The organism is Mesorhizobium kamtschaticum (assembly GCF_056174585.1).
Map to the genome: position 1 here is coordinate 6,438,792 of NZ_CM149691.1, position 20,437 is coordinate 6,459,228.

Sequence of the window (20,437 nt, forward strand, 5' to 3'; positions counted from 1 at the left end):
ATGGTACTGTGGACGAAAAAGTGGGCGCTGATGACTGCTGCGAAACTCGACCCGATCGACCTCAAAATCCTCGATGCCATCCAGCGCGACGGACGCATCACCAAGCTGGCGCTGGCCGAGCAGGTCGGGCTGTCGCCGACACCGTGCTGGATGCGGCTGCGCAAGCTGGAGAAGGCCGGCATCGTCTCGGGCTATCACGCCCGCATCGCCATGCGCGTCGTGGCGCCGGTCGCCACCGTGCTGATGGAGGTGACGCTGGCCAGTCACCGCCAGGCCGATTTCGACCGCTTCGAGCGCGTCATCCGCGATATCCCCGAAATTGTCGCCTGCTGGTCGGTGGGCGGCGGCGTCGATTATGTCTTGAAGGTGATGGCGCGAGACATCGATGCCTACCAGCGATTGGTCGACGGCTTGCTCGAGCGCGAAATCGGCATCGACCGCTACTTCACCTACATCGTCATCAAGACGGTGAAGGACGATATTGCGCTGCCCATAGCCGACCTGTTGCCGGCATCGCCGTAGCGCCGGAGAGATCGTCTGCCCGACCGACGCAATAAGAGAGACTCTCTATCAACGCGCTCCCAAACAGCCTCTCTGTCTGCTCGTGGTGGATAGTCTCCCGGCATCAGACCGAACCGGGAGGCTTCGACCATGTCCGCGCATTTCGCCCGCTCGCATCGCCATGAAGCTCTTGACCGCCTTGCCGACCGCCGGCTGCTGCGCGAACTTGCCTATGTCGACGGGCACTGGACGGCAAGCGAGGCGGCCGAAAGTTTTGAGGTCACCGATCCGGCCACCGGCACCACTGTCGCCTTCGTTGCCGCACTGGATGCGCGGCAAACGACGAGAGCGATCGATGCCGCCGCCCGCGCCTTCCCGGCCTGGCGGTCGCTGCTGCCGCAGGAGCGGTCGAAAATTCTGCGAAAATGGTTCGAGCTGATCATCGCCGCGAAAGACGACCTCGCTTTGCTGATGACGCTGGAGCAGGGCAAGCCGCTGCAGGAATCGCTCGGCGAGATCGATTATGCCGCCTCCTTCGTCGAGTGGTACGCAGAAGAAGCCAAACGTCTGAACGCCGAGAGCGTCACCAGCCATCTGCCGAACGCGGAAATGATGGTGCGGCGTGAGCCGCTCGGCGTCGTCGGTGTCGTGACGCCGTGGAATTTCCCCTCGGCCATGCTGACCCGCAAGGCGGCCGCTGCTCTCGCCGCCGGCTGCACCGTTGTCGCGCATCCCTCCTCGGAAACGCCGCTGTCGGCGCTGGCGCTGGCTGAACTTGGCGAACGTGCCGGCCTGCCCGCCGGCGTCTTCAACATCGTCACCGGCAAGGCCGCGACGATCGTCGGCCGGATGTGCGAGGACCCACGCGTCCGCGCCATGAGTTTTACGGGCTCGACCGAGATCGGCAGGCTGATCGCCGCCCAGAGCGCGCCAACGATGAAGCGGCTGGTGATGGAGCTTGGTGGCCACGCACCGCTTATCGTGTTTGCCGACGCGGACCTCGACAAGGCGGTCAGCATCGCCATCGACGCCAAATTCGCCACATCGGGCCAGGACTGCCTTGCCGCCAACCGCATCTATGTCCAGCGCCCGCTCTACGATCGCTTCTGCGCCGCCTTCGCCAGGCGCATCGAGGCGCTGCGGATCGGCAATGGACTCGCCGACAAGATTGATATCGGGCCGCTGATGCATGAGCGCGCCGTGGCGAAGGTCGAGGAGCAGGTCGCCGATGCCATCGCTCATGGCGCGCGCTGCCTCGCCGGTGGCAAGCGCCATCAGGCCGGGCCGCTGTTCTACCAGCCGACGCTGCTGGCCGATGTTTCCGACTTGGCGCTGATCATGCGCGAGGAGACTTTTGGGCCGGTCGCCGCCGTCACGCCTTTCGACAGCGAGGACGAGGTGATCGCCCGCGCCAATGCCACCGAATATGGCCTGGTCGCCTATGTCGTGACCGAGAACGGCGCGCGCCAACAGCGGATGGGCCGCGCGCTCGACTATGGGATGGTCGCCATCAACCGCGTCAAGATCACCGGCGCGCCGATTCCGTTCGGCGGCGTCAAGCAATCCGGCATCGGCCGCGAAGGCTCGCGCCATGGCCTCGAAGCTTTCACCGATCTAAAATATCTCTGTTTAGATGTGGCTTAGACCCCACCCGGATTTCTCAAGGAGTCAAAAGAATGCTCGACCAGTCCAATGAACTCGCCGCCTGGGATCGCGACCACTTCTTCCATCCCTCGACCCATATGGGCACGCACGCGCGCGGCGAAAGCCCAACGCGCATCATGGCCGGTGGTGAAGGCGTCACCGTCTGGGACAACAATGGCAGGAAGAGCATCGATGCCTTCGCCGGCCTCTATTGCGTCAATGTCGGCTATGGCCGCCAGAAGATAGCCGACGCCATCGCCACCCAGGCAAGCAACCTCGCCTACTACCACGCCTATGTCGGGCACGGCACCGAGGCCTCGATCACTTTGGCCAAGATGATCATCGACCGCGCGCCCAAGGGTATGAGCAGAGTCTATTTCGGCCTCTCCGGTTCGGACGCCAACGAAACCAACATCAAGCTGATCTGGTACTACAACAACGTGCTCGGCCGGCCGGAGAAGAAGAAGATCATCTCGCGCTGGCGCGGCTATCACGGCTCGGGCGTGATGACCGGTTCCCTGACCGGGCTCGACCTGTTCCACAACGCTTTCGACCTGCCGCGCGCGCCGATCCTGCACACCGAGGCGCCCTATTACTTCCGCCGCGCCGATCGCTCGATGAGCGAGGAGCAGTTCTCGCAGCATTGCGCCGACAAGCTCGAGGAGATGATCCTGGCCGAAGGGCCCGAAACTGTCGCCGCCTTCATCGGCGAGCCGATCCTCGGCACTGGCGGCATCGTGCCGCCGCCGGCCGGCTACTGGGAGAAAATCCAGGCGGTACTGAAAAAGTATGACGTGCTGCTGGTCGCCGACGAGGTGGTCACGGGCTTCGGCCGGCTGGGCACCATGTTCGGCTCCGACCATTACGGCATCAAGCCGGACCTGATCACCATCGCCAAGGGCCTGACCTCGGCCTATGCGCCGCTGTCGGGCGTCATTGTCGCCGACAAGATGTGGCAGGTGCTGGTGCAGGGTTCCGACAAGCTCGGTTCGCTCGGCCATGGCTGGACCTATTCGGCGCATCCGATCTGCGTTGCCGCCGGCGTCGCCAATCTCGAACTGATCGACGAGATGGACCTGGTGACAAATGCCAGGGAGACCGGCGCCTATTTCCGCGCCGAACTGGCCAAGGCCGTCGGCGGGCACAAGAACGTTGGCGAGGTGCGCGGCGACGGCATGCTGGCGGCGGTCGAGTTCGTCGCCGATCGGGATGACCGGGTGTTCTTCGACGCTTCGCAGAAGATCGGACCGCAAGTGGCGACAGCGCTGGCCGCAAGCGGCGTTATCGGCCGCGCCATGCCGCAGGGCGACATCCTTGGCTTTGCGCCGCCGCTTTGCCTGACCCGTGAAGAAGCCGATATCGTCGTGTCGAAGACGGCCGATGCGGTGAAAAGCGTGTTTGCCAATCTCTGAGATCGACACATGAATGCCAGAACCCTCCCCGCCTCCATGGCCGCCGTGCTGCTCACCGGGCACGGCGGACCGGAAAAGCTCGTCTACCGCACCGATGTGAAAGTGCCCTCGCCTGCTGCAGGGGAAGTGTTGGTCAAGGTCAGTGCCTGCGGAATGAACAACACCGATGTCTGGGTGCGCCAGGGCGCCTATGGCACGGAAGAGGACGCCGCCGCCGTGTCGACCTGGCGGAGGCAGGGCAACACGCTTGTTTTCCCGCGCATCCAGGGCGCCGACACGGTCGGTCATATCGTGGCCATCGGTGAAGGCGTCTCACCTGATCGGATCGGCGAGCGGGTGATGGTCGATTTCTCCATCTACAATCGCGATGACGATTCACTCGCCGACATCGACTATATGGGCCATGGCCGCGATGGCGGTTACGCCGAGTACCAGACCGTGCCGGCGCAGAATGCGCATGTCGTCGACACGGATATGAGCGATGTCGAACTCGCCACCTTCTGCTGTGCCTATCTGACTGGCGAACAGATGCTGGAACGCGCCGCACTCAAGACAGGCGAGCGCGTGCTGGTCACCGGCGCCTCGGGCGGTGTCGGCTCCGGCATCGTGCAACTGGCGCGGGCACGCGGCGCGATCCCCTATGCAATCGTCGGCAAGGGCAAGGAACAGGCGGTGCGCGACATCGGCGCCGAGGCGGTGATCACCCGCGGCGGCGCCGACCTGCCGCAAGCCGTGACTGAGGCGACCGGCGGCAAGCCGATCGACGTCGTCGCCGACCTCGTCGGCGGCGCGATCTTCAACGACCTGCTGCGTATCCTGCGGCCCGAGGGCCGCTACACCACCGCCGGCGCGATCGCCGGCCCGGTTGTGCAGCTTGATCTCAGGACCATGTATCTCAAGCAGTTGCAACTGCATGGCTCGAGCCAGGGCACGCGCGCCGATTTCCGGCGGATCGTTGGATACATCGAGGCGAAAAAGATCCGGCCACTTGTCGGCGGCGTCTACAGGCTCTCCGATTTTCATCAAGCGCAGGCCGATTTCATCGCCAAGGATTTTGTCGGCAAGCTGGTGGTGGTGCCCGACGCCGTCGCGGAGCGGTCGGCGTAGTTCAGAAATCCAGGCATCCTCGCTTCTGCCCGCTGCCATAATCGGAATGGCTTGCAGTCCAGCCGGCAAGCCGCCACAAACGGTGACGCCCGCCGCGCCGCCGGTCCGGGCCTCTGGTCACAGGATACAGGCGAGACATGACAGCCCGGATGATACTGCTCGACGCCAAGCCACTTGGCGTGGCTGATGTCGCCGAGATCGCACGCCGCAACGCCCGGCTGATGCTGGGCGAAGACGCGATGCGCCGCGTCCAGGCGAGCCGCGCCCTCATCGAACATCTCACTGGGCTTGGCAAACCGATGTACGGCGTCACCACGGGCCTCGGCGCTTGCGTCGACACGCCGCTGGCGCAGGCCGACCTGATCGCCTTCCAGCACAGCGTGCCGCTTAGCCACAGCATGGGCATCGGACCGGCGCTGCCGACCGAGGCAGTGCGGGCGATGATGACCGCGCGCATTTCAGGCATGGCCGCCGGCGGCACCGGCACTTCCGAACGCGTGGTCATGGGTCTGGTGGCGGCGCTCAATGCCGGCGTCCATCCTGTGATCCCGACCTGGGGATCGATCGGCGCGGCGGACCTCGCCCATCTCGGCCACATGGCAAGGTCGTTGCGCGGCGATGGCGAAGCGGAATTCCTGGGCAGGATCATGCCCTCCGCCGAAGCGCTCGCTCTCGCCGGGCTCGAGCCGCTCGACCTGCGCGAAAAGGACGGCCACGCCATCATCGTCGCCAACAGCCTGTCAACCGGAACGGCGTGCCTGTGCCTCGAAGACGTCGCCCATCTCATCGACTGGGCGATGGCAGCCGTCGCCCTCAACTATGAGGCGTTCCGCTCTTCTCTCACCGCGATCGACGAAGATGCCCTCGCCGCGCGGCCGGCGTTCGGCCAGCGCGAGATCGGCGCGCGGCTACGCACGGAGCTTTCGGGCAGTGGCCTGTGGAAGGACAAGGCGGCGCGGCGCCTCCAGGATCCGCTCAGCTATCGCTGCGTGCCGCAGGTCTGGGGAGGGCTGCTGCATACCTTCGAGCAGGCAAGGCTGGCGACCGAGATCGAACTGACCCATTCGGGCGACAACCCCGTGATCCTGGCCGAGGGCGAACGGGTGATTTCCAACGGCAATTTCGACCTCACGGCGATGACGCTGGCTTTTGAACAGCTCGGCCAGGCGCTCGCACATTGCGCGGTCGGCACCGCCAACCGTTGCATGAAGCTGATGTCGCCGACGATCGCCGACCTGCCGCGCTTCCTGTCGGCGAGAGGCGGCAGCCGCCAGGGCTATGCGGAACTGCAGAAACCATTGTCCGCGCTGGAAGCCGAGATCCGGCATCTCGCCAATCCGATGTCGCTCAGCCCGCTCGCGGTTTCGGATGGCATCGAGGATCAGTCGTCGATGGCGCCCAGGGTGGTGGCCAAGACCGCCGAGATCATCGAGCGCATGCGCTATCTCGTGGCTATGGAGCTGATCTTCGCGGCGACGGGCGTCGAGTTGCGCGGTGTCGTCGACAGCGTGGGCGAAGGACCGCAGCGCACCTTCGCCGCGGTGCGCGCGCTTGTCAGCCCGCTCGACGACGACCGCGAGATGAGCACCGACATGACGCGGATGGCGCGGATGGTGGCGGGACCAAGATACTGAGCGAGGCTCCCATCCGACAGCTGCCGTTTTTAAATCCGCGCGGCGGCAGGCCGATATTATTGATAAGGCCCCCTGAGATTCAGCTTCTCGGCCAGAAGGCAAAAACGGTCGATCAGCCGGACGAGCTCTTCGCCCTGTTCGGCGACGATCGTGCCGCGCTCGGCGGGCGGCGTGTCCGACAGCGCCTTCCACAGCCGGCTTTGCCGACCACAGACATCCGCCAGCTCGGAGCGGTCGTTGGCGGTCAATTTCAAAAGGTGATCCGCCGTCACCGGTCCGATGCCAGGGGGCGTCGTCGCTCCAAAGGAAAGATAGCCCGGCGGCACGTTGCCTTTCGCGTTGGTCACCGATTTGCGGCAGATGACATCGAACAGCTGGTCGACGGCCTGTTTGGCACCGGCGACACGTGACGGATGGTCCGTATCGGCCGCGGCGTGCGGCAGAAGTTCGAGTTTGTCGCCATGCCTTTCGACGAGGTCGAGATAAGGCAGCATCGGACCGGAAAGACGTCCGGTCGAGGCATCCCTGAACAGGTCGGCATCGATGGCGGCGTGGCGCAGCTGCCCTGCGTCCAGCGCGTCGCCAAGGGCCGCAACATCGACAAGCTCGCCGCGATCGTAGTTGACTAGTACCGCGCCCTTGTTCATGCGTGACAGGACGTCCTTGCCTATGATGCCGGCATTGGCGTAGCGGCCGGTTTGCGCATCCTGCTTGCCCAGGCCGACATGGACGCTCAGCACATCGGCGCCTTCTGCCGCATCGATGAGGTCTGGCGCAAAGGCAAAACCTTCGGCTTCCACCCAGTCCCGATGTCGCGGCCGTGCATGGATCACCACGCGCATGCCGAAGGCGCGGGCGAGCTTGGCGACCTCGCGGCCGATATTGCCGTAGCCGATGATTGTGATCGTCTTGCCTTCGAGCTTTTCGGTGGGGAAATCGCGCAGCTCACGGCCGGTGTCGAAATCGCCGCGCGCCACCCGCTCGTGAAGCCTGTCGACCGGAAGATCCGGCAGCACTTTCAGGATCGCCTTCATCACCATCTGCGCCGTGGCGCGGCTGTTGATGCCGGGCGTGTTCATCAGCACGGCAGTGCCGCCCTCGCCGCTGCCGCCGCCCCATGAGCGCGAGCCCATATTGCCGGTGCCGGCGCCGATCCGAACGCCGGCCAGCGGAAAGACAGTTTCTGCGGGCAGAAAAGTCGCGGCGGCGATGACGGCGTCATAGCGGCCGTCACCCGCGGCTTCGATCAGCTCTTCGCGCGTGCTGAGATCCGGCTGGTAGAAGAAATGCACCCGGCCCTGTTCGAGGCCTGCTTTGTCGCCAAGCGCTGTTGCATGGAAGCGGCCGCCCTTGGCCTCGATATGGGCGCGCACTTCACTCGGGTCAGGCTTGCCGTCGGCTCCGAAGCGCAGGCCGACCAGATCGCAGATCAGCGCGGCGTAGACGCGCTGCGGGTCGATCGGCTCCACGGCCTGTGAACTGGTGTTTGCGGTCACGTCGTTTCCCTCGTGCAAGAACGGCAGGCCCGCTGCGGCAGCAGCCTGAATAATCAGAACCTATCCGCCCGGAAGGGTGTCAGATCGATCACCGGCGGCAAACCGGCGGCAAGTTGCGACACGATCTTACCGGTGACGGCACCGCCAATGAGGCCTTGATGGCCGTGACCAAAGGCGTAGATGACGTTTTTCGCCCGTGATGCCCGGTCTATCACCGGAATGCTGTCGGGCGTTCCCGGCCGATGCCCCATCCAGCGCGTGACCTCGCCGACCTCCAGCTTCCTGAACATCGGTCTCGCCTGCTTCAGGAGAACATCCGCCCGGTTCATGTTCGCGGGCGCCTTCAGGCCGGCGAATTCGACATTGCCGGCGATCCGCAGTCCATCCTCCATCGGCGAAGCGACGAATTTGCGGTCGGCCGAAATGGTCTGGATGCGCAGGCCGGTATCGGCCCCCTTGACCATGATGTGGTAGCCACGCTCGCTCTCGAGCGGAATGCGGTCGCCGAGCTTGCGGGCGAGATCGCCCGACCAGGCGCCGGCGCACAGCACCACGGTTTCGACCGGCATGCGCCCACCGCCTTCCAGCCGCAACGCCGAGGGACCGTTGGGGGCCATGTCGAAGCCGATCACCTTCGCCCTGATGAAGCGGGCACCCTGGCGCGCAGCATGTTCGGCAAGCCTGGCGACAAGCCGACCAGGATTGGGGCACTGCCCTTGCTCGGGCAGATAAACGGCGCTCTTGAAAATCGGCGCCAGGGCCGGTTCGAGCTGGCGGATTTCGTCGGCATCGAGGATGTCGACCTTTACGCCATGCTCGCGCCGCAGCCCGAGGCCATAAGCCCCCTTCGACGGCCCGTCGGCGGTTTCATGGACGAAGAGCTGGCCGCGTTTCTGCAACAGATCCTCGCAGCCGGCCGCCTTGATCAATGGCTCGTAGCAGTCGAATGTGTAGCGGTGCAGCGAGCGCATCGCCGCTGATATCTCCTCGACGCGCGGCTGGCGGCTGGCGGCGAGGAAGCGCAGCAGCCAGGGCAGCGCATGCGGCAGATAGGCCAGCCGCACGATCAACGGACCTTCCGGGTCCATCAGCCATTTCGGCACGTTGCGCAGCACGCCCGGCATCGAGTTCGGGATGCACGACCCCGGGCAGATGCCGCCGGCATTGCCGAAGGAGCATTGCTCCTCAGATCCTGGCAAGGCCGGATCGACCATTTCGACGGCAAAACCCTGCTCGAGCAGATAGTTTGCGGTACAGACGCCGATGATGCCGGCGCCAATGACCGTCACCTTGCCGCGCGGCGTGCCTGTCGATGTCATGGCGATCGATCCGGATTTTTGCCGATCAGGGCGCGATCGCGCTTGGCGTGCCGGCGCGGAAGGCCGGCAGCGAACGTGCCACCATCTGCTGCAGCATGCGGAAGTCGGAGAGATAGGCCATGAAGCGATAGCCCATCTTGCGCATGTCGACGCCATAGGCGACCGAGCCGCAATGGATGCCCGGGATGACGCCGGCTTCCTTGCATTTGGCGGCAATGTATTCGATCGCCTCGTAGACGGCAGGATAGCGCGGATCGAAGCCGGGCGCCTCGCCCATGGTGACCGCGAGGTCCGACGGACCGACGAAGATGGCGTCGAGGTTCGGCGTCTTCAGTATGTCTTCCAGGTTCTTCACCGCCTGCTCGCTCTCGATCATCGCCATGGTGATGATGGTGTCGTTGGCGTGCTGGAAATAGTCGGCGCCGGCGTAGAGCGAAGCGCGCAGCGGCCCGACGCTGCGGCCGCCCTTGGGGAAATAGCGGCAGGCCTTGACGAAGGCGTCCGCTTCCTCGGCGGTATTGACCATCGGGCAGATCACGCCATAGGCGCCGGCATCGAGCACCTTGCCGATGATCGCCGGATCATTCCACGGCACGCGCACCATCGGCGTCGTATCGGTCGTCGAGATCGCCTGCAGCATCGGTACGGCGTCGACATAGTCGGTCGCGCCATGCTGGAGGTCGACCGTCAGCGCGTCCCAGCCCTGCTGGGCCATCAGTTCCGCCGAGATCGACGACGGAATGCCGAGCCAGCCCGTGACCACTTCGCCGCCGGCGGCCCAGATGTCCTTCACCTTGTTCTTGCGCATAGTCTTGAGGTCCTTTGCTATTGTCGGGAATTCAAAATCAGGTCCGCCGCTTTTTCAGCGATGGCGATGGTCGTGATGTTGGTGTTGGCGGCGACGATCGTCGGCATGATCGAGGCGTCGACGACGCGCAGGCCCTGCACGCCGCGCACGCGGCACTCGGCGTCCAGCACCGCCAGCGGGTCGTTGTCGGCGCCCATCTTGCAGGTGCCCGAGACATGCCAGCCCGACCAGACGGATTGCTTGACCCAATCGGCGATCAGCTCTTCATTGCCGAGCATCGCCTGGATACGGTCGGTGGTGCCGAACTTGCGCTTGAGCAAGGTCTCGCGGAAGAACGGTGCATAGTCGAAGAGATAGGCCGCGGTCGCGGTCTTGACCCAGTTCGATGGCTTGCGGACGCTGAGCGCGCGCGCCTCGTCGCTGTAGCCGGTCAGGAACCAGGTGTTGACGTGCTGCTGGACATCGGGCGACAGCATGATCTTGCAGATGCGCCTGAAGCCGTCGACCAGGCGCATCAGGTCGCGGCCGTCGGAGGCCATGTTCAGATCGACGATCGGTTCATCGGTCTGGACCGGGGACTTCAACGTCACGGTGCCGCGCGAATAGGATTTGTTGACGCAGACATTGAGCGCGCCCATCGCCTTGCCGAGCGGATGCCAGCCGGCGCGGTTGACCGGCATCAGGAGCATGTCGCCCGGATGGCAGCCAGCATAGTTGGAAGAGTATCTCACCCCCAAGAAGATGTGGCGCCGCTGACCGGGCTTGAGCCGCGCGGATTTCTTGAAATGCGCGCCGACGGCTATATGCGGATGATCGGTCAGGTTCTCACCGACGCCGGGGCGATCGGCGACCACTTCAATGCCCAGCCGCTTCAGCTGCGCCGCCGGCCCGATGCCGGCGCGAAGCAGGATGGCCGGCGAATGCAGGGCGCCGGCTGAAACGATCGTCTCGTTGGCGTTGTAGATCTTTGTGCGGCCAGCGATCGTGACCTCGACACCGGTGATGCGCGTCCCCTCGGTCATCAGTCTCTCGACGAAGGCATTGGCGAAGATGTGCAGGTTCTTGCGGGCGCGCGCCCCGGCATCGAGATAGCCGATCGCGGTCGACACGCGGCGGTCGTTCTCGTTCGACAGCGGCAGCGGGAACGAGCCGTCCTCGAAACTGCCATTGTAGTCCGGCCGGTAGGGATATTCGCTTTCCGTCTGCTTGAGCACGGATCTGGTGAAGCCGGCCCAATCCTTTGGAAAGACGCGGCGGATCGGAATCCGGCCGGTCTTGTTGTGAAGCTCGCCATCGAAATCGAGATCGCGCTCGAGCTTCTTGAGATAGGGCAGCATGCCGTCCCATCCCCAGCCGGGCAGGCCGAGACCTTCCCACTCGTCATAGTCGTGCGGCAGGCCGCGCACGGCGAACTGGCCGTTGATGCTGGAGCCGCCGCCCATCACCTTGGCCTGTTCGAGCTTGGCCGTCTTGATCACCTGCGCATTCTGCTTCGGCGAGCGGTTGAAGACGCGCAGTTCCGTCCAATGGTATTTCGGGTCGAAATAGGAGAGGCCGGGATAGCTGTCGGCGATCACCTCCGGCACCTCGTCCGGCGGCGTGTCGGGCCCAGCCTCGAAAAGCGCCACCCGTCTGGTGCCGTTTTCGGAAAGACGGCTGGCAAGCACAGCTCCGGCCGAGCCGCCGCCGACGATGATATAGTCAAATTGCATGTGCTTGCGCTCGCTCAGGCGTAATTGGCCCAGATGGCCTTCTGGCGCAGGAACGCCTCGATGCCGGCACGGCCCATATCCTTGCCGAAGCCGGAGCCCTTGTAGCCGCCGGCCGGGTAGGTGAACTCCGGGCCGCGCCCGTGCTGGTTGATCCAGACCATGCCGGCCTCGATCGAATCCGCCGCCTTGAGCGCCTTCTTCAAATCCGTGGTGTGGACGCTGGCGGCGAGCCCGTAGACCGGATGCGCCGCCAAGGCGAGGCCTTCTTCCAGGTCGGTGAAGCTGCGCACCGTCAGCACCGGACCGAAGAACTCTTCCTTGAACCCGATATTGTCGTCGGAGACGTTTTCGAGGATCGTCGGCGCGAAAAAACTGCCTTCGTTGCGGCCTTCCAGCACCGTGCCGCCGGTGACAACGGAGGCGCCCTCGCTGATGCTGGCGCGGACCATCGTATCGATGCGCTCGAGCTGCTTGCGGCTGATGATCGGCGCGAAGGTGGTCGTCTCGTCCCAGGTCGGACCGGCCTTGATCGCCTTGGTGCGAGCGATGACGCGGTCGACAAGCTGATCGGCGATCTTGTCCTCGACGATCAGCCGCGAACCGGCCGTGCAGACCTGGCCGGCATTGTCCATGAACGCCGCCGCGACCCGGCCGGCCACGACATCGATATCGCCGGCATCGGCCAGCACCAGCTGCGGGCTCTTGCCGCCGAGTTCGAGCGTGACGGGCTTGATGCCGGACTGGGCGGCCAGCGTCATGATGGCGACACCTGTTTGCGTCGACCCGGTGAAGGAGATTTTCAGGATATCGGGATGGCGCACGATCGCCGCCCCCGTCGTGTGACCGTAGCCGTTGACGACATTGAACAGGCCGGCCGGAACCCCGGCCTTGGCGGCAAGCTCCGCCAGCGCCAGAAGGCTGTGCGGCGTCAGTTCCGACGTCTTCATCACCACCGCATTGCCGGCGGCCAGCGCCGGCGCGAATTTCCAGGCCGCGGTGATCATCGGGAAGTTCCAGGGAACGATCGCGCCGACAATGCCATAGGGCTCATGCTTGACGATGCTGAGCGCATTCGCCTCGGTCGAAGTGACCGTGCCTTCGATCTTGTCGCAGAACTCGGCGTAGTAGCGCACGACGCCGGCGGTGCGCACCGCATCGCGGGCAATCGTCATCGAGATCAGCCGGCTCGATCCCATCGCTTCCAGCTGGCCGAGATAGGTCGCGTTCTCCTCGATCAGCGCCGCGAAACGCATGAGCGCGGCGGCGCGATCGCGTGGCGCGATCTTCGCCCAGCGGCTCTGCGCCAGCGCCTTTTGGCCGCATCGACGGCTTGTTGCACCGCCGCTTCGCCGCCATCGGTGATCATCCCCATGGGCTGGAGATCGGAGGGGCGGAGAACCTCGATCTCCACGCCAGGCAATTCAACGTATTGCCCGCCAATGTGATGGCCCCTGGGAATGGCGATTGTGGCCGGATCGAAACTCAGTGTCATTGATGTCTTCCTTTTGCGGCCAGCTCGAAGGGGGGCGCATTCGACGATGTCCGCTTGACTGTCGTGCGTGAAGCGGGCGTGCCGTCAGCACGCCTTCTCGGCTTCACGCGCCTCGAGGAACGGGCGAAGCAGATCCGCCGATTCATGAAAGCGTCCGACAAAACTCTTCAGACGCGGATGTTCGGGATGCAGCAGCACCTTGGCCGGCGGCCCCTGCTCCGCCACCAGCCCCTGATCGAGAAACACCACCCGATCGGCGACCTCGAAGGCGAAGCCGAGCTCGTGGGTGACGATCACCATGGTCATGCCGCTCTTGGCCAGTTCGACCATTGCCTTCATGACTTCGCCGACCAGTTCGGGATCAAGTGCCGAGGTCGGCTCGTCGAACAGCATCACCTTGGGCTGCATGGCCATGGCTCTCGCAATCGCGACGCGCTGCTGCTGGCCGCCGGAAAGCTGGCGCGGATATTTTTCGACATGCTGCGCCAGACCCATGACATCGAGAAGCTTCAGCGCCGTTTGACGCGCCTGCTCCTTCGGCTCCTTCTTGACGATGACCGGGCCTTCCATGACGTTTTCGAGCGCCGTCATGTGCGGGAAGAGATTGAACTGCTGGAAGACCATGCCGGTCTTGGAGCGGATGCGATTGACCTCCTGGGCCGGTATCTGAGCGCCCTTGCCATCGGCCCGCCTGTCGAACAGCGTCTCGTCATCGATGACGATGCTGCCGCTGGTCGGCACGTTGAGCAGGTTGATGCAGCGCAGCAGCGAGGTCTTGCCCGATCCGCTGGCGCCGATCAGCACGACCACTTCGCCTTCAACGACCGAGAGATCGATGCCGTTCAGCACACGCTTGTCGCCGAACTTCAGGCAGATGCCATCCAGCCGCAGGACAGGCTTGTCGTTCTTGTCCGTCACGGCGGCGTTGGTTTGGGTGGTGCTCATTTTACGCTGGCCCCGCTCTTTTCGAGTTTCCGCGACAGCAGCGTCAGCGGCACCAGGATGATGAGGAAGATGACGCCGACGGCGGTGTAAACCTCCATCGGCCGATAGGTGAAACTCGAGATGTAACTGGCCTGATAGAGAAGGTCCGGAACCGTTATCATCGACAGCAGCGTCGTGTTCTTCATCTGGATGATCGACTGGCCGGCGAGCGGCGGGATCATCTTGCGAAAAGCCTGCGGCAGGATGATGCGGCGCATGCGCTGGCCGTAGGACATGCCGATCGCGGTCGCCGCGTCCGTCTGGCCCGGATCGACCGACTGGACGCCGGCGCGCAGGATTTCGGCGTAGAAGGAGCCGACATAGCAGCTCAGCCCGATGAAGCCGGCCCAGAATTTGGTGACATTGATGCCGGCGAAGATCGGGAAGGCGTAGTAGACCCACAACAGCGTGACGAGCAGCGGAATGTTGCGGAAGAACTCGACATAAATCTGGCCGAGGATGACCAGCGGCTTGAACGTGCTCAGCTGGATGAGCCCGATGAACAGGCCGATCAGCATGCCCGCACCGATCGTGATGACGGTGAAGTAGAGCGTCATCAGCAGGCCCTGCCAGAGCAGCCCGATATTGTTGGTTATGACTGTGTAGTCGAATAGCATGGCGTCCTCACTGGTTCGATGCACGTCCAGTGGTGGCCTGACCGCCGCACCAGGCGGCGGTCAGGCTGTTGCGATCAGAAGGAGAAACCTGCCGGAAGGATCGACAGGTCGATGCCGCGGGCTTCCCAGGAGCGGGCAAGCTTGCCCTGGGCGAGGCCGAGCGAACGCTCCTGCAGGATCCAGTTGGTCAGGAAGTTGATGTAGCCGGCATTGCCCGGCTTGCGGGCGACGGCCAGCGTTGCCGGATTGCGCAGGATCGGCTCAGGCAACGAGACATTGCCGATCTTCTGGTTGGTGATCTGCAGCGCGTCGAAAATGGAAAGCACGACGCCATCGGCGCGGCCAGCCTGCAGTTCCATCAGCGCCAGGCCACGATCTTCCACCGGCGTGATCTTGGCCTTCGGCAGCAAGGCTTCAGCAACGACCTGCATGGTGCTGCCCTTCTGCACGACGACGGTCTTGTCCGCCGAATTGAGTTCGGCCCAGGTCTTGACCGGCTTGCCGGGAGGCGTCAGCACGGCCCAGGCGTCGGTGAACAGCGGCTCCCAGAGATAGTCGACGACAAGGCCGCGCTTCGGGTTCGGATTGACGCCGATGGCGATGTCGATCTTGTTGGACTGGAAGTCGGCGGCCAGATTGCCCCAGGTTGTCTCGACAGGCTCGAGCTTGACGCCGAGCTGGGTCGCGATCTCGCCGAGGAATTCGTAGTAGAAGCCGCTCCACTGGCCGGTGGCCGGATCCTTGATATAGCCGGGCTCCTCGCCGGTCATCACCGGCACCTTGAGCACACCGCTGGCGCGGATCTGGTCGATGACGGCGGACGGATTGTCAGCCGCGGAAGCCGCGATTGGCGCGCTGAGCAGGCCAAGACCAATGGTCAAAGCGGCCATGAACGTACGCATTACTGTGAATTTCATGTCATTCCCCTTTTCTGAGTTTTTAGTGATTACCGGGCTAGAAATCCCTTCGAGAGAGGGTCGCTCTTCTCGAAGTAGATTGTCTGGGTCGAGGTGATGAAGGCCGAGCCCTCGATCTCGATGATCATCGCCTCGCGGCCTTGCTCCTCGACGCGCCGTTGCAGGCGTGCCTCGAACGGAATGCCGAAAATGTTCCTGGCGTGGTAAGTCTGGTCGGGACCGATCAGCCCCTTCTCGAGCATGTAGGTCAGGCGCGCCGATGTACCGGTGCCACATGGCGAGCGGTCGAACTTGTTGGATTCCAGGACGAGGAAATGCGTCGCCGAATGCGCGCTGTCGGCATCGTGGAACAGCACGCTCGGCGCGGCCGCGCCCGTCAGCAGCGGCAGATCCTTCGTCGCCGCCTTGATCGCGTCCTTGATCCTGGCGCCGGCCTGCATCAAGGCCAATGCGTTGTCCGGGACCAGCTTGAAGCCGAGTGGCGCGGCGTCCACCAGCGCGTACCACATGCCGGCGTAGACGATCGCGGCATCGACCTTGCCGACGCCTTCGACGGAAACGCTCAAGTGCTCCACTCCGACATAGCTCGGGACATTGGCGATCCGCACGCGGTCCAGCGAACCGTCTTCGTTCCAGATCAGATGAACGGTCACGATGCCCGCCGGCGTTTCCAGCGTGAAGCTGTCGCCCGTTTCGACAGAAATCTGGCCTGTGAAGGCCAGCGTCCTGGCAAGGCCAATCGTGCCGTGACCGCACATATCGAGATAGACATAGGACGAGATGAAGAACGCACCGTAGTCGGCGACTTCAGAGGAGACCGGCACGAGACCGACCATGGCCGCATGGCCGCGCGGCTCATGCAGCAGTGCCGGGCGAAGATGGTCGAAGCGCTGACGGAAATGGTCGCGCTTCTCCCGCACGCTGGAACCGGAAAGTTTCGGAATGCCGCTCAGGATGACGCGCGTCGGATGGCCGGCAGTATGAGAATCGATGACGCTGAACGCTGACGAGAAACTGGACACGACCTAGCCCTCTCCGAAGGCGTCGCGAATGCCGGCCCGCATGCTTTGCCAGATTTCCCGGATGAGGTTTTCGGTCATCGCCTTGGCGCTTTCGCCATCGCCCGCGGTGATGGCATCATAGATGCGGGCCGTGTCGTCCAGCGACAGCTGGATGATCTTCGGATCCTGCTCGTAGGCGTGATAGCGGTAGCGCAAGGCCTGCTTTTCCAGCCCGCCAAGCAGGCGCGTCAGCGTCTTGTTGCCGGCCAGCGTGTAGGTCAGGAAAGAGCCGCGCACGTCGACGATGAAGAACTGCCGCGCATCGTTCCTGGCCTGGGCCTGCTTCAGCTCCGACAACAGGCTCTTGAACTCGGCCTTCTTCTCGATGTCGGCGGATTCGGCCGCCTGCTTGGCAACCAGCCCTTCGAGTTCGATGCGACAGGTATAGACCTCGTCGAAATCGCGTTGCGACATCGGCGAGACCCAGATGCCACGCCTGGCCTCACGCATCACCAGGCCGTCGCGCTCGAGCAGCCTCAGCGCCTCGCGCACCGGCGACCGGCTGACGCCGTAACGCGCGGCGACCATTTCCTCGGTCAACCGCTCCCGCGACTTGAGGCGGCCGAAGATGATCTCTTCCTCGAGCATCTCGGCGAGATTCTCCGGGATGGCGACCGACAATTTCTGTATGCGCGCTAAAATCACGTCGACACCATACTGTATACAATGTACAGGTCAAGCCATCGCGGAAACTTTCTTGTGACGTGAAATCTGCCGGCGGCTTCCGCGCCCCGCCGGGCTGAAAGGGCCAGGACATGTATCCAGAGACGATCGAGCTGCTGATTGACGGCGTGTGGCGCCAGGGGTCGGAGGGCAAGTCCGAAACGCTGATCAATCCCGCCACCGAGGAGGTGCTGGCAACCGTGCCGCATGCCACGGAGGCCGATCTCGACCGGGCTCTCGCGGCCTCGCTCAAAGGCTTCAAGCTGTGGAAGACGATGACCGCGATGCAGCGCTGGGCGATCATGGACAAGGCCGCCGACCTGATCGAGCAGCGCAAGGACACCATCGCCCGTATCCTGACGATGGAAAACGGCAAGGCGCTGGCCGAGGCCACCGGCGAGGTGCAGTTCGCGGCGGACGCAACCCGCTGGTATGCCGAGGAAGGCAAGCGCGCCTATGGCCGCATCGTCCCTGCCCGGCTGCCCGGCGTGCGGCAGATGGTCTTCAAGGAACCGGTCGGCCCGGTCGTCGCCTTCGCCGCCTGGAATTTTCCCGCCAGCAATGTCATCCGCAAGATTTCGGGCGCGCTCGGCGCCGGCTGCTCGATCATCCTGAAGCCGGCGGAGGAAACGCCGGGAACCGCGGTCGCCATCGCCCGCTGCTTCCAGGACGCCGGCCTGCCGGCGGGCGTGCTCAACATCGTGTTCGGCGAGCCGGCCAAGGTCTCGTCCTATCTCATCGCCTCGCCGATCCCGAAGAAGGTCTCGCTGACCGGCTCGACCGCGGTTGGCAAGCTGCTGCAGAAGCAGGCGGCGGAGACGCTGAAGCGCTGCACCATGGAGCTCGGCGGCCACGCCCCGGTCATCGTCTATGAGGACGCCGACCTCGACAAGACGCTCGATACGGTCGTTACCTTCAAGTTCCGCAATGCCGGCCAGGTGTGCACCTCGCCGACCCGCTTCTATGTGCACGAGGCTGTCTATGACCGCTTCATCGACGGTTTCGCCGCGCGCGCCGAAAAGCTCAAGATCGGCGACGGCCTCGACACGAGCGTACAGATGGGTCCGATGATCGCGCCCCGGCGGCTCGACGCCATGGACGGTTTCGTCAGCGATGCGACGGCGAAGGGCGCGAGCGTCGTCACCGGCGGTAAGCGGATCGGCAACAAGGGCTATTTCTACGCACCGACATTGCTGAAGGATGTGCCGGACACGGCGCGTATCATGTCGGAGGAGCCGTTCGGGCCGATCGCGCCGACCACCACCTTCTCCACCTTCGACGACATGATCGAGCGGGCAAATTCGCTGCCTTACGGGCTGGCTTCCTTCGTCTTCACCCGCAATCTCAGCCTCGCCCAGAAGACGGAGGCGGCACTCGAGGCCGGCATGGTCGGCGTCAACCATATGATGGTGTCGACGCCGGAAACGCCGTTCGGCGGCGTCAACGAATCCGGCTATGGCTCGGAGAGCGGCATCGAAGGCCTCGACGCCTATCTGCGGACGAAGTTCGTGACGGAAATGTAGCGGCGGCAGACCGCGACACGCGACGGCCCGATCTAGAGACTGGGGCCCAGCTCGATCGGGCTGCCGTCGCTGAACCGGGATTGACGGAACCTGTGAAGATTATGTCCGATCTCGTTTCCCTGGACGAGGTCGGACACGATACGGCCCATGCCGGGGCCGATGCCGAAGCCGTGACCGCTCATCCCGGTGGCGATGACGAGACCCGGAATTTCGGCGGCACGATCAACGATCGGCACGACATCCGGCATTGCATCGATCATGCCCGCCCAGCTCACCTTGATCGGCACTGTCTTGAACTGCGGGAAAAGTGCCGTGAATTCGCGGTCGATGTCGCGCAGCGCCGAGGTTTTGGGGGCGGGATTGAGGATGCGCATCCGTTCGAACGGGCTTTCCTCGTCGGCGTTCCACTTGCGTGGGGTTGACCAGCTGTCCGGAAACCCTCGCGGCGCCGCCGGCAAATAGTGGGTGCCAAAGGGATTGGCCATCAGCGCGCGAGCATATTTGCGCGCGTGACGAAACGCGTCAGGCCCGACATAGAGTTGATTGGAGCCTCCCGATGCCAGCGTGTAACCGCCATCCTGCCGTCGCCGGAATGCGATGTGGTCGTCAGCGACGGCGCCCGCATGGATTTCGGGCATGGGTTCGGTCGCTGCGACGGTCGCCCTGACGCTGAGCTGCGGGATGGAGACGCCGTGTGCGCGCAGGAAGAGCGACGTCCAAGCACCACTCGCGACGACAGCGTTCGAGGTGGCGATACGGCCCTGCTCGGTCCAGACCCCGCTGATGCGTCCGGCCGATATGTCGAGCAGACGCGCAGCACAATTCTCGATGATCGTGACGCCCTCTCGGGCGGCCAGCCGAGCAAGCGCCGGCACCGCGACCCAGGGCTCGGCGCGCATGTCCGATGGTGTGGTCATTGCGCCCTTGAAAGAGCGCGACATGGCCGGGATCAGCCTGGCTGTCTCGCCTTGGTCAAGGAGACGTGTGTCGACGCCGTGGATCCGAGCAATCTTCAGGAACTTTCCGAAGCGGGCCATCTCCTTGTCCGTTCGCGCAAGATAGGTGACGCCCGTCTGCTTCAACCCGATGTCTTCGCCGCACTCTTCGGCCAGTTGACGCCAGAGGCGTTGCGCTTCGATGACAACTGGCAGTTCAGCGGCGTCGCGACCTTGCTGCCGGATCCAGCCCCAGTTGCGCGACGATTGCTCGCCGGCGATGCGCCCCTTTTCCAGCAATGTCACCGAAATGTTCCGTCGCGCCAGGAACAAAGCCGTGGTCACGCCGATCACACCACCGCCGATGACCACAACCTCCGAAGCCTTCGGCAACGGCGCTTGAAACTGGATCGGCATGGCTTCGGTGAAGGGAAAATTTGTCAAAGAAGACTGCCCTCTTGCTATTCACGGCGGTGCCGGCCCTCGCTGCCGGACTGGCCGCCTCCGTGGATGTCGGCGATGCGTGACAGAACTGATAGTCCGTCAACGCTGGGTCGAGCTGGAGAATCTGCGCGTCAATGCCATAGAATTGTTTATGCCAGTCGCCTCGAC

15 protein-coding genes and 2 pseudogenes are annotated in these 20,437 nt (G+C 64.0%); 6 read left to right on the plus strand and 11 right to left on the minus strand.

The annotated features are described in order from the left end of the window. The first annotated feature begins 30 nt into the window (after positions 1 to 30). The 5 genes from AC0V7N_RS31980 to AC0V7N_RS32000 all read left to right on the plus strand — a co-directional run bounded on the left by AC0V7N_RS31980 (position 31) and on the right by AC0V7N_RS32000 (position 6,298). Positions 31 to 522, plus strand: coding sequence for an Lrp/AsnC family transcriptional regulator (locus AC0V7N_RS31980; protein WP_475452234.1), 492 nt, complete (start codon positions 31 to 33; stop codon positions 520 to 522). Positions 523 to 651: 129 nt separating this feature from the next. After that, complete coding sequence (locus AC0V7N_RS31985) at positions 652 to 2,145, plus strand: aldehyde dehydrogenase family protein (RefSeq protein ID WP_496627506.1); 1,494 nt, start codon at positions 652 to 654, stop codon at positions 2,143 to 2,145. Positions 2,146 to 2,177: 32 nt separating this feature from the next. Beyond that, the gene (locus AC0V7N_RS31990) at positions 2,178 to 3,557 is read left to right on the plus strand and encodes an aspartate aminotransferase family protein (RefSeq protein WP_475452235.1); all 1,380 of its coding nucleotides are present in this window, start codon (positions 2,178 to 2,180) and stop codon (positions 3,555 to 3,557) included. 9 nt (positions 3,558 to 3,566) lie between these two features. After that, complete coding sequence (locus tag AC0V7N_RS31995) at positions 3,567 to 4,664, plus strand: zinc-binding dehydrogenase (RefSeq protein WP_496627508.1); 1,098 nt, start codon at positions 3,567 to 3,569, stop codon at positions 4,662 to 4,664. 137 nt (positions 4,665 to 4,801) lie between these two features. Beyond that, positions 4,802 to 6,298: an HAL/PAL/TAL family ammonia-lyase gene (locus tag AC0V7N_RS32000; protein WP_475452237.1), complete on the plus strand. Its 1,497-nt coding sequence runs from the start codon at positions 4,802 to 4,804 to the stop codon at positions 6,296 to 6,298. Between the two features lie 56 nt (positions 6,299 to 6,354). Here AC0V7N_RS32000 and AC0V7N_RS32005 read toward each other — a convergent pair. The 10 genes and pseudogenes from AC0V7N_RS32005 to AC0V7N_RS32050 form a co-directional block, all read right to left on the minus strand. Next, positions 6,355 to 7,770: pseudogene (locus tag AC0V7N_RS32005) on the minus strand (NAD(P)-dependent oxidoreductase); the annotation flags it as partial. Between the two features lie 77 nt (positions 7,771 to 7,847). Further along, complete coding sequence (locus AC0V7N_RS32010; RefSeq protein ID WP_496627509.1) at positions 7,848 to 9,113, minus strand: FAD-dependent oxidoreductase; 1,266 nt, start codon at positions 9,111 to 9,113, stop codon at positions 7,848 to 7,850. Between the two features lie 25 nt (positions 9,114 to 9,138). Beyond that, positions 9,139 to 9,921 carry an HpcH/HpaI aldolase family protein gene (locus tag AC0V7N_RS32015; RefSeq protein ID WP_475452239.1) on the minus strand — a complete coding sequence of 261 codons (783 nt, stop codon included), beginning with the start codon at positions 9,919 to 9,921 and terminating at the stop codon, positions 9,139 to 9,141. Positions 9,922 to 9,938: 17 nt separating this feature from the next. Continuing rightward, entirely contained in the window at positions 9,939 to 11,633 is a 1,695-nt protein-coding gene (locus AC0V7N_RS32020) for a GMC family oxidoreductase (RefSeq protein ID WP_475452240.1), read from the minus strand. Positions 11,634 to 11,647: 14 nt separating this feature from the next. After that, a pseudogene (locus AC0V7N_RS32025) lies at positions 11,648 to 13,125 on the minus strand (aldehyde dehydrogenase family protein). 84 nt (positions 13,126 to 13,209) lie between these two features. Next, positions 13,210 to 14,070: an amino acid ABC transporter ATP-binding protein gene (locus AC0V7N_RS32030; RefSeq protein WP_475452242.1), complete on the minus strand. Its 861-nt coding sequence runs from the start codon at positions 14,068 to 14,070 to the stop codon at positions 13,210 to 13,212. Continuing rightward, a complete protein-coding gene (locus AC0V7N_RS32035) occupies positions 14,067 to 14,726 on the minus strand; it encodes an amino acid ABC transporter permease (protein ID WP_475452243.1) in 660 nt (219 codons plus the stop codon). Before AC0V7N_RS32035 ends, AC0V7N_RS32030 begins: the two co-directional genes overlap by 4 nt. Positions 14,727 to 14,800: 74 nt before the next feature. Continuing rightward, positions 14,801 to 15,643, minus strand: coding sequence for a transporter substrate-binding domain-containing protein (locus AC0V7N_RS32040; RefSeq protein WP_475452244.1), 843 nt, complete (start codon positions 15,641 to 15,643; stop codon positions 14,801 to 14,803). Between the two features lie 29 nt (positions 15,644 to 15,672). After that, positions 15,673 to 16,665, minus strand: coding sequence for a proline racemase family protein (locus AC0V7N_RS32045; RefSeq protein ID WP_475452245.1), 993 nt, complete (start codon positions 16,663 to 16,665; stop codon positions 15,673 to 15,675). Positions 16,666 to 16,668: 3 nt separating this feature from the next. Next, complete coding sequence (locus tag AC0V7N_RS32050; protein ID WP_475452246.1) at positions 16,669 to 17,325, minus strand: GntR family transcriptional regulator; 657 nt, start codon at positions 17,323 to 17,325, stop codon at positions 16,669 to 16,671. A gap of 134 nt (positions 17,326 to 17,459) precedes the next feature. Here AC0V7N_RS32050 and AC0V7N_RS32055 point away from each other — a divergent pair, with 134 nt between their 5' ends. Next, complete coding sequence (locus AC0V7N_RS32055) at positions 17,460 to 18,890, plus strand: NAD-dependent succinate-semialdehyde dehydrogenase (protein WP_475452247.1); 1,431 nt, start codon at positions 17,460 to 17,462, stop codon at positions 18,888 to 18,890. Between the two features lie 32 nt (positions 18,891 to 18,922). Here AC0V7N_RS32055 and AC0V7N_RS32060 read toward each other — a convergent pair whose 3' ends face one another. Then, positions 18,923 to 20,269: an NAD(P)/FAD-dependent oxidoreductase gene (locus AC0V7N_RS32060; protein ID WP_475452248.1), complete on the minus strand. Its 1,347-nt coding sequence runs from the start codon at positions 20,267 to 20,269 to the stop codon at positions 18,923 to 18,925. Positions 20,270 to 20,437 lie beyond the last annotated feature (168 nt).